Raw genomic sequence first — 25,780 nt, 5'->3', positions numbered from 1 at the left:
AAAATTAACCATATGAGTGTAGGATGATCTCTTATGTACCGCTTTAAGTCGTTTCGTTTTGTAGCAACAGTAGCACTAGGCACTGTATTAATTGGATGCTCGAGTAACTCGACACTCCCTCAAGCTACGACCCGCGCCTCTCTTACTACCGATGTTGACCAGTATCAATACTTGATAGGTCCAGGTGACACTTTAACAATTTTCGTATGGAGAAACCCTGAAGTTTCTGGACAATTCGTTGTTCGTCCCGATGGAAAAGTAACTACATCATTAGTTGAAGATATTGATGTAGCAGGTAAAACACCTTCTATGTTAGCCCGAGAGATTGAAGAGCAACTATCTACGTATATAAATAGTCCTCGCGTTACCGTTAGTGTTAACAGATTTTCTGGTCCTCTCAGCGAACAAGTCCGTGTAATCGGTGAAGCTACTAATCCAAGCGCGGTTAACTATACCGAGCACATGACTTTGTTAGATCTTATGATAGCTGTTGGAGGTCTGACCGAGTTTGCGCACGGTAACGGAGCAAAACTGGTTCGCGTAGTTGATGGGAAGCAAACAACATTTGCCTTAGATATAGATGACCTTATTCGCAGCGGCGACATCTCTAAAAACGTCGATATTTTACCGGGCGATATAGTTATCATCCCGGAAGCATGGTTTTAGTTCTAAGCAGTTAACGGAACAATTTAATGCAAGATTTACAACAAACCTTACTCCAGTTTTTAGATCTGGTAAAAGGAGTATGGGTTAAGAAACGTTACGTCATAGTAGCGTCATGGCTTATTTGCCCGTTAGGGTTTCTACTTGTAGCTAATCTTCCAGACCAGTACACTTCGAAAGCGCAAGTGTATGTAGATACTCGTTCAGTTCTACAGCCTCTATTAAAGGGACTTGCGATACAAAGCGATCCTGATTCTGAAGTACGGATGATGGCAAAAACCCTTCTCAGCCGCTCTAACGTTGAAACAATAGCCAGAGAAAGTGATCTCGATATAACAACGAACACTGTTAATGAATTCGAAGAGCTGGTAACTCAATTAGCTTACGAGATTCAACTAAAATCTGCAGGTCGCGACAATATTTACAACATAAGTTATGAACACACTAATGCGGTTACCGCTCAGCGAGTCGTTCAAGAAACACTTGATTTGTTCGTGGAAGGGTCTTTAGGAAATAATCGAAGGGACACCGACACTGCGGGAAGGTTTCTAGAGGAGCAAATTGCTGAGTATGAGACTCGCTTATCTGAATCAGAACAGCGTCTAGCAAATTTCAAGAGACAATACAACAACATCCTACCGCTGTCAGGCACCTATTATTCGCGCTTACAAACACTTAATGCAGAATTAGAAGCCACCAAACTTTCAATCAGACAGACTAATAAACAAGTTGACTCATTGAAGTCGCAGATAAAAAGCCAAGCTGCGTCTGCGAATTTAGGAGTAACTAATCAAGAGGATAGCGTATTAAAAACGCGCTATGATGACCGCATCAAAAACTTAGAAGAAGATTTGGATCGCTTGAAATTACGGTTTACTGATAAGCATCCAGATGTCATCGAAACTAAGCTGTTACTTGAAAGTTTGGAAGCATCAAGGAAAAAAGAAGTAGATGCATTTTTAGCCTCTGCAGAGGGCGACCTTCAAGGTCCGATGAATGAGTTGACTCAGGAAATACGACTTGAAATGAGCCGCCTGCAAAGTGAAATCGCGGCATTAAATGTCAAAGAGTCCGATTTAAAGACTAAAATTTCAGAATTAGAGTCAAAGGTTGACCTCATACCTCAAATTGAAGCTGAGTCTTCAGCGCTTAATCGTGACTATGATATTTTGAAGAAAAAATACGAGGAATTATTAGGTCGGCGCGAGGCAGCGGACTTATCTCGGAGAGCTGAAGTATCTGCCGAAGAACTTCAATTTCGCATTATTGAGCCGCCCCTTGTAGCCAATAAGCCCTCCGGCCCCCACAGAATAATACTTTACACAGCAGTATTATTCGTTGGTTTTGGGGCAGGTATTGGACTGGCCTTTATTATAAGCCAGTTGACCCCTGTACTTATCAGGCCTAAACAACTTCTCAGGCTTTCTGACTACCCCATTTGGGGAACGGTTAGTCACTTAGAATTTGAGCGGATAAATAAAACCAACAACCGAAGGCTATTAGTTTTTCTCGCTTCCTCGGGTGCAATCGTTATGATTTACAGCGTGCTTATTGCTGCTGAAATAATGAATATAAATATTGCAGAGAGGTTCTTTTAAATGAAAAACACTATTGAAAAAGCTCTGCAGCGACAGAAAGCTGAAAGAGAAGCGGCAAATAAGAAAAGCATGACTGAGTCGTCAGGTCATCAGGTTCAAAATACAGGGGAGCCCAAGGAGCAAATTACACCTAAAGAGCTCTCTGATAACGCAACGGGCTCTCAGTATGGTGGAAATTCGGCAAAGGCAGGCGCTAGGACCGAACTTTCTCCGTTCACTCTTAAGCTGAAAGAGCTAAGCGATAAAGGTCATATATCGGTATTAGGTGAACGTAAACAAATCAACGAAGAATATCGCGAAATAAAGCGTAAGCTTATCGCAAATGCCTTCGGTGCTTTGGCAAAAACCTTAAACAATCCGAACATTATAATGGTGACCAGTAGCCGTCCTTCTGAAGGTAAGACCTTCACTGCGACGAATCTAGCGCTCAGTATCGCAGCAGAACAAGACAAAACTGTTTTGTTGGTCGACGCTGATGTACTAAAGCCCAATGTACTAAACACATTGGGCTTGGAGCGCCGTAAAGGACTTATGGAATACTTGTCAGGCGACGTAGAAGATATTTCTGAGGTACTTTATCCTACAAATATTGATAAGCTTAAGATTATTCCTGCAGGTAAATCACATCACTTGTCCACCGAAATGCTGGCAAGTCAGAAAATGCATGAGACTGTAGACGAGTTTGCTAATCGATATCCCGACCGAATTGTTATATTTGATACCCCCCCTCTTATCGGCATTAATGAAAGTGCTATTCTCGCGAACTTTGCTGGCCAAGCGGTCGTGGTGGTTGAGGAAGGGAAGACTAAGATAAATGATATCAAGATGTCGGTAGAACGGTTAAATCCCGAGATGGCCATCGGGTTCGTTGTTAATAAATCAATACACCACGATACTGATGGAAGTGGATATTATGGATATTATTATGCCGAGCGAGAGAATTAAAATACACACGCGGCAGCAAGGGATTTTATGGGGGGTCTTAATGGGCACCTCCCTTTTGTACTCACTCAACGCGTTTGCAGAACTAAAAATAACTGGAAAAGCGGAAGCTGAATACATCTTTCAAGATGTTGAATCTGAGGCTGAAGGGCAGCTTTCATTAGACACTCTACAAGTTACTCCGTCTATAAATGCGAGCCTAGATACGAGAACGTTCAGAGGTTTTTGGTCAGGTTCGCTTACCCATTTAGAACGAGATAAAGTTGATAATAGTCGCACAGATACTTTTGAAGAATATACTTACAGTTTAGTATGGCAACCGTTCGATAGCTTTTTACAAATTGAAGGGCAAGGGGCTCTGAGCTATCAAAATACGAACGCAAACAATTATTTAGTTTCAGACTTTCTTAATAATTCCGATTCACTTTCAAAAACTCGTTCAAACCGTATTTCAGCGTTAGCCAACTTTGATCGCGGCAACTGGGTTCAAGCTCAGGGCGGTATTGCCTATGCTGACGTTGCATCTGAACGTTCCACATTAAATAGCGGTCAGGCTTTAGATAACAACACGTTTGAGTTATTTGGCGGAATATCTAACGGCGACAGCATACAACGAGTTTTGTGGCAGCTTGACGGTGCGTACATCAATACCGACCGCGCGCAAAATAACAGCGACGAATTTATTACGCGAAGCGGCGACGGTTTTATAGATATTGCTGTAGTAAAAAGCTTTGGGATAAGACTCACTGCAGCACATGAGGCTAACCAGGTTTCCGACCGAGATGATACTTCTAGTAGTACTCGAAAATTCAATTCTTATGGAATGGGTCTTTTTTACCGACAAAGTGAAGATAGATACATAGCGGTTACAGCCAATAGTAGCGACTCTGACTTAGATGAAGACGATGATGAAACTTTTATTGGATTAGACTTTAAGTGGGCGCTAAGCCCTCGCACTAACTTATCTGGCTCATATGGAAGACGATTTTACGGCGAGGCAGCTTCGTTTGACGCTAGCTATAATTCTAAATACCTACGCACGACATTAAGCTATAGTGAGGATGTTACAAATACTTCTAGGCTTTTGGCTAACCCTCAAAATCTAGGCGTATTCGTCTGCCCAGCTACCACTGTATCAATTGCTGACTGCTTTCAGCCAAGTAGCTTAACCTACCAGCCTGATGCTAGTGAACAACTAGTGCAGTTAACATCACAGGTAATAGAGTTTGATGACAACATCATTGTTCGAAAAAGCACCAACTTCCAAGCCGGGTACGATTTTTCACGATTAACAATTGCACTCACATCGCGTTATGCAGAAGATGATTACCTGGATTTAGAGCGGCTTCGCCGAACCTATTCCCTTGGTACTACCTTAGTTTACGAACTTGGAAGTTATACAAATATAAGTACAGAGATTACTTATGCCAATATCACACAACGTTCAGATCAAGATGACTTAGATGGGGGCACTGATAATTGGCGGGGAAATATTGCTATTCAACGTGAAGTTGGCAGATACCTAACTACAGCAATCGATTTTACATACGTTGAACAATCGGGTGACATTGCAACCGGAGTCGGCCTTTTCGGAAATAATTATTCAGACCGACGCATTTCATTATCTGTTATATATAAGTATCAATAATAACAAGCGCCTTGGTTGGCGCTTGTAATATCACTCTTTCTTATCATCACTCTTAAGCCGTACGTAGGTTTTAAACTTTTTCTTCATAAGCTTATCTACATACTGAGTCATTTTCACTTTCTGTGAAATTGCGTCATCCAAAGCATCAACCAATTCGGCTAACATATCCAAGTAATATTTGGTGTCGCGAACAACATTCCCTTTCGGCGTCATAATAGTCTGGCTTTCGGGATGGTCAGCAAATCCCATATGTTCGGTAACTTCCGCGCCTGTTTTATCCGGCTCGAACATTTCGGCTTTTACTTCTTCAATAACTTCGTTTACCGCATTAGCGTCAAAGCTCTCAAGCTCTTCAAGAAAGCCATAAAGCATTATCCTATCCATAAGGGTGTTAATTTTGCGAGGTATGCCACGAGAGAACATATGAATGCGTTCTAACGCTTCGTCGCTAAATAGTGCTGAACCATTCCATCCGGCATGGTGCAAACGGTATTCGATATATTCTTTGCACTCTTCTAAGGAAAGTGGTGCTAGATGGCACGACGCCACAATACGCTGCCTAAACTGCTCCATATTCGGCGCACGTAGGATAGGCTGTAGCTCTTCTTGACCAAGCAAAAAGCTTTGAATAAGCGGCTTGCCGTTTAGCTGAAAGTTGCTCAGCATTCTTAGCTCTTCGATGGTTTCTAACGGAAGGTTTTGTGCTTCATCTACAAGTAACAGAGCACGTCGGCCGGCTTTGTTTAAGTCGTACAAGAAAATTTCAAGAGCTTTTAAAATATCCGCTTTTGAACGTCCCTCAGTAGGAATATCAAATTTAGACGCGACCATTTTTACTAGCTCGTCTGGCGACAGCTTTGGCGTAACTATTTGCGCAGCGGCAATATCATCTTCAATTTCTTCAAGCAGGCTATTTGCAACAGTGGTTTTACCTGTTCCAATTCCACCAGTAATAACAATAAATCCCTCGGCTTGAGAAAGGCCATACTGCAGGTAAGACATGGCGCGCTTATGCCACTTACTTGCGAAGAAAAATTCTGGGTCTGGGGTTAACTGAAACGGTTTCGAGTTAAGTCCATAGTAACTTTCGTACATGCTATTTGCCGTTATTCCATTAGAAATGTGTGTTCAAAACCAAGGCTTAAAGTTGGTTAAGAATAGCGCGTTATGCTTTACTTATGCTTGTAATCTACATGGTAACCAACAACGCGCCGTTATCGAAGTATTATCGTGTCAGCGACTAGGTTATCGCAGTTTGTTTTCAGTAATGCGTTCGATGATACCTGTAGTTGATACCCCATCTTCAAACGTTAACACTTTAACCTCACCGCCATTTTCTAAAACGTCAGTGCCACCTGCAATGTCTTCAATCTTGTAGTCGCCGCCTTTTACTAATACATCAGGTAGTAATCGGGCGATAACTCGCTGAGGCGTATCCTCTTCAAAGGGTACAACCCAATCGACTGCGCTTAAGCCTGCTAGTACAGCCATACGCCTGCTAACGTTATTCACAGGGCGACCTGGACCTTTTAATTTGGCCACAGACGCATCAGTGTTAACTGCAACAATTAAGCGGTCACCAAGCTGTGCAGCTTCTTCAAGGTAAGCAACATGACCAGAGTGCAATATATCAAAACAGCCGTTGGTCATGACTATACGTTCGCCGCGGGCTTTAGCTGCTTGAAGCGCAATTTCTAGCTGGTCTTCATTCATCACTCCGCCATCTAAATGCACCGATTGCTCGCCCAAGGCCAGCGCAAGTTCAGTATTCGACACGGTAGATGTACCCAGTTTTCCAACCACAACGCTTGCGGCTAAATTAGCAAGTACACAGGCGGCTTGAAGTGGCAAGTTACAGGCCATAGCAACAGCGAGTGTTGAGACAACCGTATCCCCTGCCCCAGTTACGTCATAAACTTCCTTTGCTTTTGCGGGTAGATGGAACTCGTTGTTATCTCCATCAAACAATGTCATACCATCTTCTGAACGCGTTACAAGAAGTGCATTTAACCCTAGCTTTTCTTTTAGTTCAGAAGCTTTACTAACCAGTGCTTGTTCACTTTCAATTTCGCCCACGACACTTCGAAGTTCATCCATATTAGGGGTGATCAACGTCGCTCCCGCATACTTTTCAAAATTACTTCCTTTAGGATCAACAATCACACGCTTGTTCTTACTTCGCGCTTTTTCAATTAATGCTTGTGGGTTGCTTAAACAACCTTTTGCGTAGTCGCTTAGAATAACAACGTCAGCATTGTCTAGCGCCTTTTCGAAAGCTAATTCCAATACTGATTTGTCTGTCTCCTCAAAACTCTTCTCAAAATCTAAGCGTAGAAGCTGCTGATTTCTGCTCATTACACGAAGCTTTGTAATGGTATCAAAGCCATCCACTTCAAAGAACTCACAGCGAATGTCGTGAGTTTCTAATCGCTCTTTTAATATGTTGGCGTTTTCGTCTTTACCGCACATGCCAAGCAGGGTTACCTCTGCGCCTAACGTTGCTACATTTACCGCAACGTTGGCTGCGCCACCCGCTCTATCTTCGGAGTTTTTAACGTTCACTACTGGCACGGGAGCTTCCGGCGATATACGACCTGTACCACCGCTCCAATAACGGTCTAACATAAGGTCGCCAACAATAAGCACTTTTGCTTTACTAAAATCTGGTAATATCATGCTGAGAGTAACTTTTTAGACATTGAGTACATTGGCACAGAGTATAACAGCCAAGACAGGCAATACCCACCAACCAAAAGCAAATCCACTTTGGTATCTTTATATGGTCGAGAACAAGCTCGGGCAAATTTACACGGGTATTACTACTGACCCTAAACGTCGTATTGCCCAGCATAGGGGTATACTAAAAGGGGGCGCAAAGGCGCTTAAAGGTAAGTCTCCATTAATTTTTAGAGCCGTATTTGAAGTTACCGACAAAGCGCAAGCGGCAAAGCTTGAATATGCGGTTAAGCAAATGAACCGCGCTCAAAAAAACGGCATCATTCAAAAAAAGCAACTCAACGATTTGCCGTGTATTAAGTCAGCGTTTGAGGATTAAGTGAATGGCGACAGATTTGTCGCCAACTATCGTTCAACGGGAGCGCTAAAGGCGGAATATTTTAATTACTTATTTTGTCAAAGCTCTCAAATTGCTGAACTAGCCTCCCAAAACTCCATTGATGATCATGGCGTTACCGATGCTTAACGTAAAACCTAACGCCGCTACACCTACATTGTGCTGATGGTCCACTTCTCGGCGGAAGTTCATACCAAAAAGAATGATTTTTTTATTCACTAGAACCAGCAGATGAAGTGCGATAGCCAAACCTACACTCACAATTAACCACCCCGTTACATTACTCACATAGCCTGATGCATTGTAGATGAGTAAGTTCTTAGCTGCTGAAACGATCATAGCTGTACCAAGCAGGTTACCACTATGCTCGATAGCGAGCGCTAACTGCCCTTTTTCTAGAGCCCCTTGAAACGAGTCATTTTGGTTATCCCGTGCGTATCTGAACTCTAAAATACGCGTCATCACTAGTAGCATGGTCAGGACTACGGTAAAACCCGTTACAATGGCAATCAGCGCATTCATGTCGCTGCCATCAACCCATATCATAATATTGCGTAGCACTATTGCACTGGCTACTAAGCTTGCAGCATCAACAAGTGCCACACTAACGCTACGCTCGGAAATCATTGTGTGGGTGTCTAGTTTGTTAAGTACGAGTTTATCGTGTGCAAAGCGCCCAAACTTCACTAACATGATCCCCACAAAACCAAAAGTCACCATGCCAATGGCCGCTTCTTGGTAGCCTACGCCTATATGACGTCCCACTACTGAACTCAATACAATACATAAAGACAACATACCCCCGGCAATGCTTATGCCAAACGCAAAGTTATCTTTAACACCAAGTTCTTCAGTTACCGAGTAATTTCTAAATGCGCCAGTCAGCCATTTCATAATCATGAGTAGCACCAACGCTATTGCCACATCCATGGCAAGGTAAATCAATAGTTCCTGCGTTAGAGGTACTAGTTTTAATAAGGCTTCCACGTTATCTTTGCTCCTTGAACATACGAAGTTCCTTGCTGAGTGCCCTTCTGCAATCAGTATTGTTGTAGTAATAACAATTGAGGCAGCAGCATCCATCCTTGCTAAATGGTTACAAGGATGACAGCGAACTTGTTCAGATTTATTTCAATAAATGCCCGAAGAAGTCACCGTCGCTGTCCAACACGGTAAACCTCAACAGGCTATGAATACTTTTAATAAAAATGAGAGTATTCATTATTTTACATAAATGTTATCTCTTAAGACGCGAGCATTATGCCAATAGACAACGAAAATAGCATGACAAACCTAGAGCAAGCCGAAAAATTATGGCAGCAGTTGCTAGATTCACCTGCCTTGACCGAAACCGATCGAGTCATGGCAAAAAAACACCGTGAAGCACTTTTAAACGCTTTTGCTCGCTCCGCTTTCCTAGCTAACACACTGATACAAAAGCCTGAGTTTACTTCCAGAATCGTCGAGCCTTCGTCTAATTTAACCGATTTTGACTCAACTATTAGTCACTTCAGCACTGAATTAAAGATAAAACTCGAAGCGCTCAAGAGCGAAGACGAATTACTAAAAGTGCTTCGTGAATATCGCAATCAAGAAATGGCACGTATCACCTTCTTAGATGTGCTCAACAAACAGAATATTAAAGATTCACTTGCTCAAGTTTCTGCATTAGCGGATGCGCTGATAACTAGCGCCTACCATTGGATTTACCAAAACTTAGCTCAACGCTATGGCACTCCGAAGAGCAACAACCAAGATATGCACATGTACATTCTTGGTATGGGCAAACTTGGTGGGCGAGAACTCAACTTTTCGTCAGACATTGACTTGATATTCGCTTACCCAGAAAAAGGAGAAACTAGCGGAGGCAAAAAAGCGCTAGAACATCAGCAGTTTTTTACCAAGCTAGCCCAAAAGCTTATTCAAGCGCTGAACAAAGTTACTAATGATGGGCAAGTCTACCGTGTGGATATGCGCTTACGTCCGTTTGGGGATTCTGGTCCCCTTGTAATGCATTTCGCTGCGCTTGAGGACTACTATCAGGACCAAGGCAGGCACTGGGAACGCTTTGCCATGGTTAAAGCACGGATCATTAATGATGATAATTCAGATAATGCTTCGTGGCTAAAAGGCATTCTTCACCCGTTTACGTTTAGGCGTTATTTAGACTTCACCACGCTAGATGCGCTGCGCAATATGAAAAAGCTTATCGCTACAGAAATTCGCAGGCGACGTTTGAGCAACAATATTAAACTGGGTGCTGGCGGGATTCGAGAAGTTGAGTTTTTTGCCCAAAGTTTTCAGCTTATCCATGGCGGTCGTGAACCCGCGCTACAAAGTAAGTCTTTACTTCACACGTTAGACGTTTTGAGTGAATTAGACATTGTAGAAAGCGAAGTAACAAAGCAGCTTAAACAAGACTATTTGTTCTTAAGAAAAGTAGAACATACATTACAACAAAGCCAAGACCGTCAAACTCAAACATTGCCCGACGAACCGTGGCAACAAGATGCGCTGATTGATGTTATGGGCTTTGCTGATTATAGCGACTTTTTGACTCATTTAGACGAAGTGATGAGTCGCATACACGGTCATTTCAACGAATTAGTTGAAGAATGCCATGACACACATTCAGATGAAGACCAGCTTTTCATTGCTTGCCAAGACGCCTGGCGCCTTTCACTGCAAGAAGATGAGTTTACTGAAACGTTTAGTGACAATCTTTCCGGTAAAGAAAGTAGTCAAATATACTCCATTCTCGTCGCCTTTAAAGACAAGCAACGAAACTACCGCATAGGTCAAAGGGGAGAAGATACCCTTAATAAACTTCTTCCAGAAATTTTATACGTATTAATTAAGCAGCACCCCAATCACACAGCGCAGGTGTTGAGCCGATTATTAGGCGTCATTGAAGCAATTACCGGTCGCACAACATATCTTGATCTTTTGCTTGAAAACCCGGATGTGCTTAAGCAGTTGGTAAGGCTTTGCGAAAGAAGCGACTGGATAGCCCAGGAAATTAGACGATTCCCACTCTTATTAGATGAGCTACTCACCCCACTCTATTTAGGGCAGCAGAATACTGACATCAAAACCAGCAAGCAGGAATATCAGACCGAGCTACGCGAGACCATGCTCCGTATAGAGCAAGACGACGTGGAAATGTTGATGGATGGACTTAGACAGTTCAAACTTTGCCAACAGCTTCGTATTGCTGCCAGCGACATCAGTGAATCCCTACCCATTAATAACGTTAGCGATAAACTCACCGTTCTAGCAGAGGTTATCTTAGAGCACGTCGTTAATGCAGCATGGATGCAAATGCGACAGCGCTTCGGCGTTCCTTCGCACCTTGAGGGTAATGATAAAGGCTTTGCCGTTATTGGCTACGGTAAATTAGGCGGTTATGAGCTGGGGTATGGGTCTGATTTAGATTTAGTTTTTATACACAATGCGCCCCGTTCAAGTAGTACAGACGGTAAAAAATCGATTGAGGCACAACAGTTTTATATTAAGTTGGCCCAACGCATTATGCACCTCCTCAATACTAAAACACTGTTTGGTCAGCTGTACGAAACTGACTTGCGTTTGCGCCCTTCTGGTAACGCAGGGCTATTGTGCTGTCACATAAACGGTTTCGAAAAATATCAAGTTGAGGAAGCTTGGACATGGGAACACCAAGCGCTGGTGAGAGCAAGAGCTATCTGCGGCGACACATCACTATTGAACGAATTTTCACAGGTAAGGCATTCAATTCTCAGTCAATCTAGAGACCTTCAAACACTGTCACAAGATGTCTGCAAAATGCGGATAAAAATGCGGGAACACTTACTGGCTAAAAATAATGAAAAAGTAGATTTGAAACAGTGTGAAGGCGGTATTACTGACATTGAATTTATTGCGCAATACCTTGTATTAGCACACGCTTGTACTGTGAAAGCAATGACTGAGTACCCAGATAACCTTAGAATTTTCGATGTGGCAGCCAGCGCGAACATTATTGATACGCCAACAGCACAAAAACTCCAAAAGGCGTACCTGCGGCTTCGTGAGCAATATCACCACCTCACTCTGGCAGACACCAAGTACGCTGACCAAAGTGAAGAGTTAGATATTATACGCGAGCAAGTGAGGCAACACTGGGATACATTATTTGGCAGGCTCAGTGACTGAGCCTGCAAACGAGCTACCCGCGAACCCGGCGACATTGATTTTTTAGAAAATCGGTCTCTTGAGCTGTAACAACTAAAGAGCGCTGCTCTGCACATAGATAAGCTTGAACTTCGCCTTCGAAACTACTGTCGATGGCGCTTGCTATTTTAGCTAAAGAACCGGCAACTGTGTTGTCTAATTGAAATTGATGCTTAATAACAAAGTCTTGTTCCAAATTCCAAATTAACTGCATCCCTTCCGCTTGAGCATATTGTGAAATAGCCTCGCGAAGCGTGTTGCCTTCTTTGAAGGTTCGGTATTTGTGTTCGCCAGTCCAGTTCTTGTCAACCGGACGCGTTTGACTGGACATATTTGCTAACTTGCTGTCTAGGTTAGGATCTACTCCGGCAATATCAAGCACGAAATCACCCTGTTCATCCTCTAATGGGTCAGTTGAAGACATACGAAAGTCACGGTAAAACTCGCTAAGGCCCTTTGAAACAGATTTCTCTTCTTTTTGTGATGCAGGTGTAGGTGACTGTTCGTGTGTCTGTAGCATATAAATCAGTACGCCTGCGGCAATAACAAGCACTACCGCAATACCTATCTGCTTTGCCCAAAATGAAGAGCTTGAATAACTCGTCTGTCCCATAACCTACCAATCTGTAAATACACTTAAACAAGTTCGAAGCGTTTTTAACGCAGCTCGAACCAACCCGATTTGTTTATATTAGACGAATCGGCTCTAATACGCCTTTATCCTATTTATCTATTTTTGTAAGAGCAAACAGGTTGCGGTCAATCACGATATAAGCAATGGTTATGCACTTTAGTCACCTATTGCCAGGTTACAAAACTCAACACTCTGCCAAATGTTGTCAAATCTCACGCTATAATTATGCTCAACCACTGTGCGTACTTTTTTCGTTAAATTGGCTTTCAGTTTAGCGCTTACAATGACTTATAGAGAGATTCTGGATTATTCTCAGGGCGTGTTTTGAAACGCTTGTGCATCCATAAATAGCTCTCTGGTTGCTCCTTCACTGCGCTATCAACGTGTTGATTTAAAAGAGTTAAAGCCTCTGCATCTTCCATTGCACCAAGTTCAGAAAGTGGTGGGTATATTTTTATCTTATAGCCGCGTTTGGTGTATTGAGACGTTATGATCATAGGTTCAGAGTTTGTGCGCCTTATAAACATAAGCGTCGCCGTTGTTGTAGCCGTTTCTTTTACGCCACCAAATGGCACAAAAATGCTCTGCCTAGGGCCGTAATCTTGGTCGGGCAGATACAGGCATAACTCTTTATCATCAAGTGCTGCAATAAGCGCCTTAGCATTTCGTTTATCAATCATGTATTTATTGGAGCGGTTGCGCCCGTGATACTGAAGATAATCGACTAACGGGTTGTTGTGCTTTCTGTAAAAGGCAATACTAGGGTGGTAAAAACCTATGCCACGACACGCAAACTCTAAGTTCATATTATGTAGCGCCATACCAAAAACGCCTTTGCCTTCAGCAAGGGCAGCTTCCACATGTTCAGTGCCCTCTATTTCAATAGCGCGTTTGACCCGCCAGTCAGGCCACCACCACCCCATGGCGGTTTCGAACAGTGCCATACCTGTTCTACGTATGTTTTCTTTATAAAGTGCTTCAATTTCACTTTCAGACAACGACGGGTTCCAAAGTTGTAAATTTCGTTTTGCAACTTTCGCTCGTTTAGGCACAACAAGAGCAATCAGCTTTCCTGTGCCGCCCCCAATAGTGCGGATAACAGGTAATGGTAGCCAAGTAATAGCATATAGAATAAAAACGCCCAACCAAACGGGCCAGAACTTAGGGCCAAGAAATGCCAATTTAAACTTAGGAGCTTTAATTGCCGCCGCCAATGTATATTTCCTATTAAGTGAAGTGGGCGGCATTGTAGCAGAAGGTTTTTAGCGGGGCTAATTGGGCCAGTTAACCAACAGAATGATTGGGATAAAAGGGAACAAAACAGACGTAAGGCAGGCAGTGACAGGATTAAATTATTCGCTAAATATCACCACCTAGCCTATGCGTTTACACAATTGTCTGTTTTAGCTTGCTGTAGCAAAAATGAAAGGAGCCGTTACTCAAAACTCTTTATCAATTTCCTTTAGTTTCTTCTCAAAAGATTCGTACTGATCTTTTGAATCATAATCAAAGTGATACTGATTATGAAAACCAAACTGGAGCTTCACATTCACGTCTTCAATGTACAGCGTATACCCGTCATGGTCAGTAAAAGCAGTTATCCCTTTAAGCTTATACTGTTCGTTTTCTTTTGCACCATGTTGGCGAATCTTATCGAAAACTTGAAGTAAGAACTTGCTGTCTAATTCGTTTTTCATTGTAAATCCATAGTTGTGAATTTACTTACTTTTACATCAACAAGCGGCTTTTGGATTTAAAATACTAAAGATCAATTGAAGTTATATCTGAAACCGACGTTAACCATATTTGTAGAAAAGCTGTCTTCACCCGTCATATGAACATATTCTAAGCGAATCATAGAGCTAAGGCCGACATAATAGTCAAACCCTAAACCAGCGATTCCAGCTGCAATGCTTTTAGAAGCTCGGCATTGCGTAACAACCCCAGCGTCAGAACACTCTGAAGAAAGATCCACATCTACTTTAGCAATACCTAGTTTGTAGAATAACTCCCCTGTACCCCCACTCGCCTTACCTAAGAGAGCAAGATAGAGGGCATCGCCCTTATTGTCATTCTCATTTTTTTCATAGTCAAAAAGACTGATATAACCAGCTTCCGCGTACCATTGCCTATGTATTTGTTTACCGAAGGCAAGGCTATAAGCAAATTCGCTGTCGCTTGTGGTTGACGCTTCGAAGTCGTTATAAGCTACCGTAGCTAATCCATAAGTTTTAGGTGCAGCATTCGCTTGAGAAACTCCAAGCGCCATCGCACCAAGCATCCATAAAAACCGATTCATCTATTTTTTTCCCTCAAAAATAGTACTCTAGTGAAAATTCTATATGGTCATCTCTTCTTAAGAAAAAGAAGGGGTCATCTTGGTCATCAGATGAGAAAAAATACCCATCTAACGACCATCGCCAGTTCGCTGACAATCTACTACTTGCTTCGATATAGGCAGAGTACGTTGACGTAGCATCTAAGTCTTTTACAAACCCCACAAGTATTTCACTACCGGCAATATCGTTAGCCATAATCCGCAAACCAAGCATTACATCATTCTGAGCTATAGCAAAGAAGTTATCGTCCCGCTCATCATATTGATACTCAGCTAAATAACCAAGACCATACCTGCTGCCAAATACACCTTCCTGAGTATACTCGAACCCAGCAACCAGTGCCGCAAAGTCTTCAGACTGCCCCTGTCTATAAATACTTTCCATTTTGAGCAGCCATGCTCCGCTAACCTTAAGTAAATCTAAACCTACTTGTTCTATCTGAGCGTAATATGGGTTTATAGACAGTATCCCTAAATCGGAAACTTGTGTAATTAGTTCAGGCTCTCTTGTGGTACCGGAAAAATACGAAAGCCCTACTTCCCAGTCATCAATCGAAGATTGCCACCTAAGCGCGTAATCAAGGTTACTCTCTTCACTTGCTGATTCGTAAATAGCATCTGAAATCGCCAATGGCGGGCGAAGCCTTCCCTCAGTACCTTGAAACGTTCGCTCGCGGAAATAGGGCAATACGAAAACTGAAAAATTCCCATATTCTGTAAAATATGAAACGTTCACCATAGGTTGGCCTAACTTGGCTTCACCATCTACAGACTCTACCGAATCAGTTTGGTTGATAATGTCCACGAGGTGCACAGATTCAGTTTGCCCCCAAAACACCTTACCTATGCCAATCTTAGTTTCCCAAGTATCTCTGTAATGCGCCCACTGCAATTCTCTAATATCGCCATGGGTGCGTTCACTATCGTGCTCATCCACACGATAAAAAGGATTGAAAATTAGCGTATCTTGGCCATCGTTGAACTCAGCATAGATTTCGGGAGAAAGATACGCTGAAGCATACGTACGCTCTTGCTGCGGATACAACGAATCCTGCAAATAATAACGCAAATCAAGGCCTGCAGAGCCGGTGAATTCTGCAGAATTGGCGAAAGGGGTAAAGTTAATAATTAGTGACAGTGCAACCGCTTTTCTAATCATCGAACTCTCTTTAATCTGTTTTTGTCGAAGTCACTTTCTTGTAAATCTGTGTCGAACGTTAATTCTTCGGTAATCAAAGACGTCGACTTTTTAGTTTGTACATTTCGCATCAAGCTTTTCATAGGACGCCAAAATTTGTTTTTGTATTGTTTGTAATCAGACAAATAAAGCGTTTTTAACAACGACTCTTTACGGTCAAAAAACTCAACTTTCTGAACACGATAATGTGATTTATCTATCCAAACTTTTTGATAAGAGTATCCTGAGAAATCATATTCTGGAACCTGCTTCAAAACGAAACAGGCCTCCCCGTTTATTTCTTCTTCTCCCAAGAATGTGTACGAAAACTTTTCCACTTCGTACGATGTCATATCTTCAAAGGCAAACTCACTACCTACGAAAGGGCCGCTTTTGCTTTGCGATGATATACGCTTTACACGCTTCAACGCTGGCAAGAATATCCATTGTTCATCAGCTTCAAGCGCATGCGAGAAACTTAAAAATGCAGTGCCCTTTACATCTCTAGGAGACTCAAAAACGGTAAGTGCTTTATCTCCGTCATCTTTTACTTCCAGAGACTTAACTTCAAGTTTTCTCGTCGCTTCTTTTCCCTGCGAGTTTTTCAAAAGCATCAGAACTTTTGCCTCGTTAGCGCCCCAACCAGTATCCCTGGCCTTGCGCTCTTTAGCTATAGCGATGGCCTTTTCATCACCCTTTACCTCTGAAGCTAAACCGTAGCTAGCGGTACAACCTAATGTTGCAATCAACACTATTCGCGAGAGAAAATTCATATTAAGACTCCTTCTGGGCCGTTCTAGTGTCCTCTAGCCATGCAAGCAACGCAGGCAGGAAGATAAAATCAACAATTAATGCGGCTACGATAATAATGATTGTCAGCATACCCATATGTGCATTTAAGACAAAGCTTGATGATGCTAACACGGCAAACCCTAAGGTAAGGACAATTGTAGTCGTCGTTAAAGCCATTCCGACAGTTTCAAAGGCATAAACGACACTTTCTTTTGCGTTTAAACCTTGCTCTCTAGCGGTCTGATATTTCGTCAAAAAGTGAACGGTATCATCAACTATTATTCCCATCGTCATACTTATAACGACAGAGAGTGCCATATTTATTTCACCTGAGATAATTCCCCATACTCCAAATCCTATCGCGGCAGGCAGTAGGTTTGTAATTAAACTTATGCCACCAAGCTTTATCGACCTCAAAGCAAATAAAATGAGTATGGAAATTAAGACAAGTGCGAAAACACTTCCCCACACCATGTTTTTCATATTTCGCTCACCGATGTGGGCAAACATCAACGGTGGGCTTGCCGCTTCAATTCTATAATCGTCCGACAGACTCGCAAAATAATCTTTTGCCTCTCTCTCAAGCCTCGTTATATCGCGACTTCCCAAGTTTTTAGTAAGTGCAATTATTCGAAGTGCTGACTTATCTATATCAATTTGGTTACCAAGGTCTAACCCAAATGGCAGAGACATTTCATATAATAATAAATACTGGGATGCGAGCTCGCCGTCGGCAGGTATTACATTAAAGCTTTGGTCATCGCCATTCATGTTTCGATTCAAGCGTTTAAGCGTATCGGTAAAAGTTAAAACGTGGTTAACTTCACTTCGCGCCCGTAACCATTTAGAAAACTCCTCTATCTGCGCTAAAAAGACAGGGTCTGTGACACCGTATGATTGGTCCGTGTAAATTACGAAGTCAATATTTGACATTCCACCAAGCTTATCTTCGTTTACTTCTACAGCTTGCCTAAACGCACTACGTTCATCGAAATATTTAACCGCAACATCGTTTAATACATTATTTGTAGCAAACAGGCTTATTGCCACAATGACGAGGAACGAAATAGGCAGCAATATGCGATGGTGCCGATTAACTAAGGTTGCCCACTTCGAGAATACTGAATTATTTACCGAAACAGACGGCTTGAGAGGTCGCAGGGTTAGAAGTGACGGTAATACCGTGAGTGAAAAGACACAAGCCAGCATTACACCAACCGCTGTCATGTTACCTAAGTGAGAGAGAACAGGTACAGCAGAGAAATTTAGCATAACAAACCCTATAGCAGTAGTTATACTGGTAATGAAAATAGGCTTCTTATTTACCTCAATACTCTTTTTAATTGCATCTTTATTAGCCAACCCTTGGTTTAGGTAGTACTTCACTCCTACTATAATATGAATACAGTCTGCAACAGCAAGTGTTGTGATCATAGTCGGCGCATTTACAGTGGCAGTACTTAAATAAACTCCAAGCCAGCCTGTCAGACCTACAGTAATCGCTACAGAAAAAATCACTACCACTAATGTGAATACTGCGGCCCAAATTGACTTTACGATCAAAGCAATCGCGATAAAAATCAACAAAAACATTAAGGGTATTAATGTTTCGGCATCTTGCTGTGCAGCCACGGCGAACGCATCGTTCATTATCACCATGCCATTTAAGTAAATGTCATGGTCGGGATATTTACTCTCAAAGTGAGATTTTATTTGTTTTGCAGCTTCGGCTATTTCAATTACTTGCTGGGTTTGATCGCCATCAGGTAACTGAATTGTCGTATCGATAACGGTAACATCTGTTGTTCTTGATATGAGTCGACCGTAGACTTCTGGACTACGAGAAAGTACTTGAGCGATGTTCGCAATACCTTCTTTAGAGAGCTTCTCTGCAGTAATTAAATCTTCAACAATTAAATCGCCATCGTCATCGAAGGTATTTTGATAATTAGATATAGATTCAACCCTTGTAGACAAAGGTAGTTGCCATGCGGCTTCTGTTAATTCGTTTACTAGCGTAAGCGTGGACGGCTTCAGTACTTGACCGTCGCTAGGCACAACCATAAATGCAACATTTTCGCTTTTATTGAAAATGTTCTGCATTTCTTCAAATGCTAGCCGTTGTGGATCATCAGATTCGAAAAATACCTTATAGTCCCCACGGAAATATAAGTTTTGAGCTCCGATAAGAGAAATGGCTGTGAACGCTAGGACTAAAATTAGCGTTATGACAGGGAATCTTATTGCTACTGGCGCGCTGCTAGGTGTGTGACTCATCACAGTATCCTTGGTTTTGTATAACGAAATTTTACATTGAAAACAGCAATTAACATAACCCACACAAAAATTTAATCATTAAAAATAACCGCACTTACGTATAGTTTTTTGATGCAATATGTAGCGGTTTTTCTGATAAGTCCCTGATTAACGGCAACATTAACACTAATTAACGTTTAGATTAGCGAATTTTTTTGATCTTTTGTGAATAAGGTGTAGTATTAACTAAAACAACTGGTCAGATGAGCGGATGAGTTATTATGAGTATCAGAACTAGCTTAAAAAAAGTATTACCCCCAATTTCAGTCACAGAACAAGAAGCCCTAGACGCGGGTGACGTATGGATTGAATCCTCTATTTATCAGGGTAAGCCTGACATGCAGGCATTGCGTGATATCCCTCAGGCAAAACTGAGTGCGGATGAACAAGCATTCATGGATGGTCCAGTAGCTGAATTACTTAATATGATCGATGATTTCGAGCTTGGTAACGGTAAGCACATCCCTCAAGAAGTTTTAGACTTCCTTGGTAAAAACCGTTTCTTCTCTATGATCATTCCAAAGAAATTTGGTGGTCTTGAATTCAGTCCTTATGCAAACTCGACTATCGTTGCAACAATTGCTGCGAAAAGCGGTGCAATTGCGGTAACTGTGATGGTACCTAACTCGTTAGGCCCGGGTGAGCTTCTAATGCATTACGGTACAAACGAGCAGCAAGACTATTGGCTACCTCGCCTTGCAGATGGTCGCGATATTCCATGCTTCGCGCTTACTAGCCCAGAAGCAGGTTCAGACGCAGGTGCTATTCCAGACGCGGCTATCGTTACTAAAGGCGAATACAATGGCGAAGAAGTTCTTGGTCTTCGTGTAAGCTGGGATAAGCGCTATATTACGCTTGCGCCAATTGCGACTGTACTTGGTCTGGCATTTAAAGTATTTGATCCAGACCAACTACTTGGCGACAAATTAGAACTAGGCATTACTTGTGCCCTTCTTCCTAAGTCGCACCCAGGTGTTGAGCTAGGTAACCGCCATGACCCTATGGGCGTGCGTTTCTATAACGGTACGACTCGTGGTCAAGACGTGTTCATTCCTATGGACTTCATCATTGGCGGTCAAAAGAACATTGGTCGTGGCTGGCAGATGCTAGTGAGCTGCCTTGGGGCTGGTCGCGGTATTTCACTTCCGGCAATGGGTGTGGCTACAGCACAATCTGCATTTAAAGGCACTGTTGAGTATTCATTCGTGCGTGAGCAGTTTGGTCTTCCAATTGGTCGTTTTGAAGGTATTCAGGAAAAAATGGCAGACATCGCAGGTAAGACATTCTTACTTGAAGCGATGCGTGTATTAACCACAGAAGGTCTTGGTCTAGGCGTTAAGCCATCGGTAGTAACGGCAATTGCTAAGTACCACATGACTGAGCTAGGCCGTGACGTGATGAACTCTGCTATGGATATCCAAGCGGGTAAAGCGATTCAACGTGGTCCTCAAAATACATTAGCGGGCGGTTATGCTGCACTTCCTATCGCAATTACGGTAGAGGGCGCGAACATTCTGACTCGTAACCTGATGATCTTTGGTCAAGGTGCAATGCGTTGTCACCCTTACCTTAAAGACATGGTTGACCTGATCCACAGTAACGACAGTTCAGCGGATGCAGAGTTTAACAAAGTACTTCGCAAAACTGTTGGCTTCAGCGTTAAAAATGCGTTCCGCAGCTTAGGTAAAGGCTACCTTCCTTTCCTACGTGAAAGCGAGTCGGCGTTGCCAGAAGTTCGTAAGTACGAGAAGCGTGTAAACAGCATCTCTGCAAAACTAGCGCCACTTGCTGATTTATCGCTAGCAGTACTAGGCGGTGACCTTAAGAAAGCTGAGCTTCTATCGGCACGTCTGGGTGATGTAATGAGCTACTTGTACGGCGCAATGGCAGCAATTCGTTTTTACGAGCAGCGCATTGAAGACAGAAAGCTTGCACTTCCGTACTTTGAGTACGCTATGCAGTGGTCTTTACAACAAGCTGATCAGGCAATTGTTAACTTCATCAACAATTTCCCGAACACAGCAACACGCGGTCTAATGCGTCTTCTTACCAACACCTACACCAACAGTGTAGCAGGTATTAGCGATGACCTAGTGCGTGAGCTTTCAATCGCGTCTATGCAGGATAACAGCGTGAAAGATCAGCTTACTCACCTTGTTCGCGTTACGCCGGGAGACGGCAACGACATTAACGAGCAAGCGTTTAAAGCGAAGCACGCAGTAGCGCATCTTCTTGGTAAAGTGCAAAAAGCACTTCGCAAAGAGCCTGTAGTGCCGTTCATTTCTTTTGAACATGCACTGAATAAGCTACAGGAAAAAGGTGTGGTAACTGCTGATGAAGCAGCTAAGCTTCACGACTATAACGAAAAGCGCAAGCTAGCAGTACGTGTAGACGAGTACACGTTCGATATGGAACTTGTTCCAGCGTCACAAACGCTTAAAGCAATTGATGGCGGTCAAAACGCTGCGTAAAAAGTAATCATGCAGTTACATTGACACAAAGCCCTGTCACTTTTCTGGTGGCAGGGCTTTTTTATGCACTCAAATCTGAGGCTCGCTCCCTTTCTATTGTTTAATTCGTGCTCTATCCTTTAGTTAATCTCATCTCTTAACGAAAGGATCTGTGCTGTGATAAAGGCGCTAGTTTTAATAAATAAAAGCGTTTCCTCTCTCTTTTTAGTTTTATCGTTTTCTTTGCCGTTTTTTACCTTAGCTCATGATAATGGACAAAATTTCATCGTAGGCGAACTCAACCACCCTCGAGTGACTAGTTTCTATAAACCCCTGATACAACGAGCTTATCGAGATATTGGAATAGAAGTAACATTTGAAAAAGTTGGTGGTGAGCGAGGGCTTCGATTGTTAAACAAAGGAATGACAGATGCAGATGTAATTCGTTACGATGTGGTCTCACAACCTGACAATAATATTATAATCGTCCCACCTGCCCTATCCCATGGAGCATCATTTTTACTGTGTATTAGAGGCGCACAGTGCGATAAAAACGTTATTCAAAACCCAGATAAAGCAATAGCCGTTACCACACGTTTTTTCTTCAATATGCACGTAAACCCAGATGAACTTAGCGCTAATATCTTTGAATTTGACGATTATAACCACGTCATCAGTTTATTGTTAAATGGCAGATTTGATTACGCCATTTTACCGAGTGACTATTCAGAAAAAGCCATTTTTGAGCAATCAGGGATAAAATACATCTCACTCGTAGAACATGAGCTAGTCCATGTTATTCACAAAAAACACTCCCATTTGCTAGAACGTCTTTCCGCCGCCATAGCTAAGCAGCTTTCGCTGGAAAAAAGTAATAACACATGACACAAATAAAAACGCCCACGTCAGTATGAAGTGGGCGTTTGAAAGACTTTGATATTTAACGCACTATATATCTCGCTTAGATAAAATCTAACCTTTTTAGGCGTTAAACAACCTCATTTTAGTCAAACATATATTTAAGTGAAAGCACGGTAGTACGACCATTTAGAGGACGGGCTCGCACGTAACTGCCCACCTCAGCTGAGCCCTCTTCAGACTCTGTAATGATAAATTCGTCCGTTGCGTTGTTCACATTTAGCGATACGGAGAACTGATCGTTAACCCAATAAGTCGCAAATAAGTTGACTAAATTATAACCCTCTTGCTTAAGATCGTTGTTATCTTGAACATAGTACTCAGTCGAGCCTTGCAATGAAGCACCCACAGACCAGGTGTCAGTAACGTACTCAGGCGTAATCGTCCAAATCCAGTCTGCCTGACGGCGAGGCGTGTTACCCTCTAATGCCGGATTGTTAACATCGTCGCTAATCTCAGCATCAGTCCATGTTAAGTTACCTGAAACAATGAAGTTGTCCGTTGCGTTCCAACGCCCTTCCAACTCAAGACCAGTTGCTTCGTACTCACGCATGAAGGTCAAACCGCTTGTCACTTCAGCTTGCGTATCTTCAGTAACAGTATCAAACAAGGTAGCGTTAACCATTAGGTCTTTTGTGCCGTACTTATAGCCAATTTCGAATTGCTTGGTCGTATCGTAGCCTGACGTAGTGCTTGTTAGGCTACCGTCCGCGTTTAGTGTACCGCCAATCTGAAGTAAACGGTCAGCAATCGCTCGGCCGCCTTTTGAGTAGCGAGCGAAGAAAGTTTGGCTGTCGTTTAGAAGGTAAGAGCCACCAATAGAGTAAGACGTGTTGTTCGCACTGTAATCTACGATTTGAGAAGCCGCACCTGCGCGGTTTAGGTTAATCACACCACCGCTGATGAAACCACTGTTAGTAGCAGACGCATCTTCAATTTGCTCAATAACACCGTTACCGTTCAGATCAAAATCTGCGTTACCACCACAACAAGAGCTAATAAGTTCACCTGAAGCTTCAGTGGTATCGTGACGTACCGACGCATCGATAAGAATGTTGTCCGATAGTTCGAAACCAAGGTTCATATAAGGGGCTTTTGTTACGTAGTTAAGATCCCATTCCCAAGAAAGGAAGCTTGCCGATAGTAAACCATCAGAGACTAGTTCAACACCATCCGCATCAGTAATTGTAAGCAATTGAGAGTTGTCACCATCAAGTGTTTGAATAAACGTCTGCCAGCTTGACCAACTTGTAGCAATATCTTGATTCGAGTAGTAGTAACCCACCGTTAGGTCGATACCGTTATCAAATTCTTTACGCAAGCTAAAATCGTTGATCATGTTGCCAAGGTCGTTGATACGCGTATCAAACTGAAGGTTTGTGAATGCTTGCCCCGTATACACTTCACCTGCGCCAGGGCCGTTGGCTAATACTACGCTTGTGCTGTCACAATTTAGCGCATTGCCATCACCGTCGGTTGCGCCATCACAAAGTGCAGATGCAAAATTAGACACATCACCAGGGCCAGTTGGAAAACCATCAGTGAATGGCGCGATAAAGCCACCAGAGATATCAGAAATGCGGAATTTGTTTAATAGGAACAAATTCTCAGCCACTTCAAGGTCAACTTCTATGCCAAATGAATTTACTTTTGACTCGATACCGTCGCGAACATCACGGTTTTCCGGATTACCGAAGCTGTCGAAAGTAGAAATATTCGTGTTGTAAGCTGAATTCAGTGCTTGTGAACTTGCATCGTAGCCTGGAACTGGGCCATATTCGCCATCACCTTTAACTAGTACTGGTGAAGGAAGATACGTCGACACTTTGTCATCTAAGTTTTTGTAGAAGAAACGAATGTGGCCGTTATCCAGCATCTTAGTGATATTAAACTTAACTTGGCCACCTTGGTCACCGTTGTAGCCCGTTTCACGAGGGCCTTCACCGCCGCGAGCAAAGCCTGCAATGTGATAATAAAGGTCGTCGCTGATTTCGCCACCGTAGCGAAAATCTAGACGGAACTCTTCGTAGTCAACACCAAATGAAGTACCGATAGCGCCGCCACCTACTTCACCAGTGTTACTGATTAAGTTGATTACACCGCCTGGAGAGTTACTCGCAAACGTTGATGCTGAACCACCACGTACTGCTTCAACATTCGCCACTGACCAGTCGTAACGTAGAAAGTTATCCGCGTTACCAAAGTTAATGTCACCATATTCTAATACTGGTAAACCGTCTTCATGAAGCTGAAGAAATTTAGAACCGCCTGTCGCTAGCGGAATACCACGAATAGTGATGTTTGCGTTACCGCCACCACCAGAAGACTCAGCGCGAATACCAGGAAGTGCGCGGAAAACTTCGGCTGTTGAACGTGGAGCGAGTTTTAAAATATCTTCCTCGTCAAATGCGCTTACAGAAACACTCGCTTCCTGCATGGTGGCGCCACCGGGTGCAGCGGTTACTACGATCTGTTCAAACTTTTCTTTAGCCTTTACTTCTGTATTAGATGTTGCTGTTTCTTGCGCAACCGTAGCTCCGGTAAACGCTGTGCAAATGGCAAGAGTCAATGCGTTGAGTGTGTGATGTTTTTTCATGTTTTTCTCCGGCAATGTGTTGGAGTTGTTAAACCTAAGTAGAATCTTCCCTAGAACTAATAGGGTAATAACAACGCAACAAACTTAATCGATTAAGAATCTATAACAAAAAAACAACATTGTAAACAAGCTGTGAAATATTTACCCCAATAACTGTAAATTAAAGGGCCAATCATGTTAAAAACATTACATTGACTCATGCGTAGAATGTACCTAAACACTAACCTTCCAACAAAATGTTTCATCGATTAAGATAATTTAATAGGATAACGAAAAACTAAAGGAGTAATTTATTACTCTGTAGTTAGTCCCCAAGTTATCTCGCTGAACTTTGGTCTCATTCAAACTATCAACGAAAAAACGTACTATATTGTAGCTGTACGTAATTTTTGCGTTAACGAAAACTAGATTAATAAGTCTCTCAGACTACTACGCATTTACGTA

Annotated in this window: 19 protein-coding genes; 8 read left to right on the top strand and 11 right to left on the bottom strand. The window is 42.6% G+C overall.

All coding sequences use genetic code 11. The features are described 5' to 3' along the window. Positions 1 to 33: 33 nt before the first annotated feature. From ACYTPF_RS06980 to ACYTPF_RS06965, 4 genes are read left to right on the top strand one after another with little or no spacing between them, the layout of a single operon-like run. Positions 34 to 666: an XrtA/PEP-CTERM system exopolysaccharide export protein gene (locus ACYTPF_RS06980; protein WP_461851691.1), complete on the top strand. Its 633-nt coding sequence runs from the start codon at positions 34 to 36 to the stop codon at positions 664 to 666. A 26-nt stretch (positions 667 to 692) separates the two neighbouring features. Continuing rightward, complete coding sequence (locus ACYTPF_RS06975; protein ID WP_461851690.1) at positions 693 to 2,261, top strand: XrtA system polysaccharide chain length determinant; 1,569 nt, start codon at positions 693 to 695, stop codon at positions 2,259 to 2,261. Further along, positions 2,262 to 3,206: an XrtA-associated tyrosine autokinase gene (locus tag ACYTPF_RS06970; RefSeq protein WP_461851689.1), complete on the top strand. Its 945-nt coding sequence runs from the start codon at positions 2,262 to 2,264 to the stop codon at positions 3,204 to 3,206. It begins immediately after the preceding gene. A gap of 40 nt (positions 3,207 to 3,246) precedes the next feature. Further along, positions 3,247 to 4,851 (top strand): porin family protein, encoded by a 1,605-nt coding sequence (locus ACYTPF_RS06965; RefSeq protein ID WP_461851688.1) that lies wholly within the window; start codon positions 3,247 to 3,249, stop codon positions 4,849 to 4,851. Between the two features lie 30 nt (positions 4,852 to 4,881). Here the strand turns inward: ACYTPF_RS06965 and ACYTPF_RS06960 are convergent, their stop codons facing one another. Beyond that, entirely contained in the window at positions 4,882 to 5,946 is a 1,065-nt protein-coding gene (locus ACYTPF_RS06960) for an XrtA/PEP-CTERM system-associated ATPase (protein WP_461851687.1), read from the bottom strand. A 150-nt stretch (positions 5,947 to 6,096) separates the two neighbouring features. Next, positions 6,097 to 7,527: a bifunctional D-glycero-beta-D-manno-heptose-7-phosphate kinase/D-glycero-beta-D-manno-heptose 1-phosphate adenylyltransferase HldE gene (gene hldE / locus ACYTPF_RS06955; protein WP_461851686.1), complete on the bottom strand. Its 1,431-nt coding sequence runs from the start codon at positions 7,525 to 7,527 to the stop codon at positions 6,097 to 6,099. A gap of 31 nt (positions 7,528 to 7,558) precedes the next feature. On the opposite strand from hldE, the gene ACYTPF_RS06950 reads away from it, so the two are divergent. Then, a complete protein-coding gene (locus tag ACYTPF_RS06950) occupies positions 7,559 to 7,906 on the top strand; it encodes a GIY-YIG nuclease family protein (protein ID WP_461851685.1) in 348 nt (115 codons plus the stop codon). Between the two features lie 99 nt (positions 7,907 to 8,005). Here ACYTPF_RS06950 and ACYTPF_RS06945 read toward each other — a convergent pair whose 3' ends face one another. Next, positions 8,006 to 8,911 carry a DUF350 domain-containing protein gene (locus tag ACYTPF_RS06945; RefSeq protein WP_461851684.1) on the bottom strand — a complete coding sequence of 302 codons (906 nt, stop codon included), beginning with the start codon at positions 8,909 to 8,911 and terminating at the stop codon, positions 8,006 to 8,008. Positions 8,912 to 9,184: 273 nt separating this feature from the next. Here ACYTPF_RS06945 and glnE point away from each other — a divergent pair, with 273 nt between their 5' ends. After that, positions 9,185 to 12,097 carry a bifunctional [glutamate--ammonia ligase]-adenylyl-L-tyrosine phosphorylase/[glutamate--ammonia-ligase] adenylyltransferase gene (glnE, locus tag ACYTPF_RS06940; RefSeq protein ID WP_461851683.1) on the top strand — a complete coding sequence of 971 codons (2,913 nt, stop codon included), beginning with the start codon at positions 9,185 to 9,187 and terminating at the stop codon, positions 12,095 to 12,097. A 13-nt stretch (positions 12,098 to 12,110) separates the two neighbouring features. On the opposite strand, the gene ACYTPF_RS06935 is transcribed toward glnE, so the two are convergent. The 7 genes from ACYTPF_RS06935 to ACYTPF_RS06905 form a co-directional block, all read right to left on the bottom strand. Beyond that, the gene (locus ACYTPF_RS06935) at positions 12,111 to 12,728 is read right to left on the bottom strand and encodes a TcpQ domain-containing protein (RefSeq protein ID WP_179984121.1); all 618 of its coding nucleotides are present in this window, start codon (positions 12,726 to 12,728) and stop codon (positions 12,111 to 12,113) included. Between the two features lie 299 nt (positions 12,729 to 13,027). Then, positions 13,028 to 13,963 (bottom strand): LpxL/LpxP family Kdo(2)-lipid IV(A) lauroyl/palmitoleoyl acyltransferase, encoded by a 936-nt coding sequence (lpxL, locus tag ACYTPF_RS06930; protein ID WP_179984122.1) that lies wholly within the window; start codon positions 13,961 to 13,963, stop codon positions 13,028 to 13,030. A gap of 225 nt (positions 13,964 to 14,188) precedes the next feature. Continuing rightward, positions 14,189 to 14,446: a DUF3081 family protein gene (locus ACYTPF_RS06925; RefSeq protein ID WP_179984123.1), complete on the bottom strand. Its 258-nt coding sequence runs from the start codon at positions 14,444 to 14,446 to the stop codon at positions 14,189 to 14,191. Between the two features lie 71 nt (positions 14,447 to 14,517). Then, positions 14,518 to 15,048, bottom strand: a complete 531-nt coding sequence (locus ACYTPF_RS06920) for a hypothetical protein (protein WP_461851682.1) — start codon at positions 15,046 to 15,048, stop codon at positions 14,518 to 14,520. Positions 15,049 to 15,061: 13 nt separating this feature from the next. After that, positions 15,062 to 16,246: a hypothetical protein gene (locus ACYTPF_RS06915; RefSeq protein ID WP_461851681.1), complete on the bottom strand. Its 1,185-nt coding sequence runs from the start codon at positions 16,244 to 16,246 to the stop codon at positions 15,062 to 15,064. After that, complete coding sequence (locus ACYTPF_RS06910) at positions 16,243 to 17,037, bottom strand: outer membrane lipoprotein-sorting protein (protein ID WP_461851680.1); 795 nt, start codon at positions 17,035 to 17,037, stop codon at positions 16,243 to 16,245. Before ACYTPF_RS06910 ends, ACYTPF_RS06915 begins: the two co-directional genes overlap by 4 nt. Before the next feature lies 1 nt (position 17,038). Beyond that, complete coding sequence (locus tag ACYTPF_RS06905; protein ID WP_461851679.1) at positions 17,039 to 19,333, bottom strand: efflux RND transporter permease subunit; 2,295 nt, start codon at positions 19,331 to 19,333, stop codon at positions 17,039 to 17,041. A 260-nt stretch (positions 19,334 to 19,593) separates the two neighbouring features. On the opposite strand from ACYTPF_RS06905, the gene ACYTPF_RS06900 reads away from it, so the two are divergent. After that, positions 19,594 to 21,843, top strand: coding sequence for an acyl-CoA dehydrogenase (locus tag ACYTPF_RS06900; protein ID WP_461851678.1), 2,250 nt, complete (start codon positions 19,594 to 19,596; stop codon positions 21,841 to 21,843). Between the two features lie 156 nt (positions 21,844 to 21,999). Then, on the top strand, positions 22,000 to 22,707 hold the full coding sequence (locus tag ACYTPF_RS06895; protein WP_461851677.1) for a hypothetical protein: 708 nt from the start codon (positions 22,000 to 22,002) through the stop codon (positions 22,705 to 22,707). Between the two features lie 118 nt (positions 22,708 to 22,825). Here ACYTPF_RS06895 and ACYTPF_RS06890 read toward each other — a convergent pair whose 3' ends face one another. Then, the gene (locus ACYTPF_RS06890; protein ID WP_179984130.1) at positions 22,826 to 25,336 is read right to left on the bottom strand and encodes a TonB-dependent receptor; all 2,511 of its coding nucleotides are present in this window, start codon (positions 25,334 to 25,336) and stop codon (positions 22,826 to 22,828) included. Positions 25,337 to 25,780 lie beyond the last annotated feature (444 nt).

This window comes from Alteromonas sp. HB246098 (genome assembly GCF_054890645.1).
This window is presented reverse-complemented; position numbering and strand designations above follow the sequence as displayed.

Coding starts and splice junctions, on each gene's coding strand:
- ACYTPF_RS06980 (WP_461851691.1), top strand. CDS start 34: ATGTACCGCTTTAAGTCGTTTCGTTTTGTAGCAACAGTAGCACTAGGC.
- ACYTPF_RS06975 (WP_461851690.1), top strand. CDS start 693: ATGCAAGATTTACAACAAACCTTACTCCAGTTTTTAGATCTGGTAAAA.
- ACYTPF_RS06970 (WP_461851689.1), top strand. CDS start 2,262: ATGAAAAACACTATTGAAAAAGCTCTGCAGCGACAGAAAGCTGAAAGA.
- ACYTPF_RS06965 (WP_461851688.1), top strand. CDS start 3,247: ATGGGCACCTCCCTTTTGTACTCACTCAACGCGTTTGCAGAACTAAAA.
- ACYTPF_RS06960 (WP_461851687.1), bottom strand. CDS start 5,946: ATGTACGAAAGTTACTATGGACTTAACTCGAAACCGTTTCAGTTAACC.
- hldE (WP_461851686.1), bottom strand. CDS start 7,527: ATGATATTACCAGATTTTAGTAAAGCAAAAGTGCTTATTGTTGGCGAC.
- glnE (WP_461851683.1), top strand. CDS start 9,185: ATGCCAATAGACAACGAAAATAGCATGACAAACCTAGAGCAAGCCGAA.
- ACYTPF_RS06935 (WP_179984121.1), bottom strand. CDS start 12,728: ATGGGACAGACGAGTTATTCAAGCTCTTCATTTTGGGCAAAGCAGATA.
- ACYTPF_RS06925 (WP_179984123.1), bottom strand. CDS start 14,446: ATGAAAAACGAATTAGACAGCAAGTTCTTACTTCAAGTTTTCGATAAG.
- ACYTPF_RS06920 (WP_461851682.1), bottom strand. CDS start 15,048: ATGAATCGGTTTTTATGGATGCTTGGTGCGATGGCGCTTGGAGTTTCT.
- ACYTPF_RS06915 (WP_461851681.1), bottom strand. CDS start 16,246: ATGATTAGAAAAGCGGTTGCACTGTCACTAATTATTAACTTTACCCCT.
- ACYTPF_RS06910 (WP_461851680.1), bottom strand. CDS start 17,037: ATGAATTTTCTCTCGCGAATAGTGTTGATTGCAACATTAGGTTGTACC.
- ACYTPF_RS06905 (WP_461851679.1), bottom strand. CDS start 19,333: ATGAGTCACACACCTAGCAGCGCGCCAGTAGCAATAAGATTCCCTGTC.
- ACYTPF_RS06900 (WP_461851678.1), top strand. CDS start 19,594: ATGAGTATCAGAACTAGCTTAAAAAAAGTATTACCCCCAATTTCAGTC.
- ACYTPF_RS06890 (WP_179984130.1), bottom strand. CDS start 25,336: ATGAAAAAACATCACACACTCAACGCATTGACTCTTGCCATTTGCACA.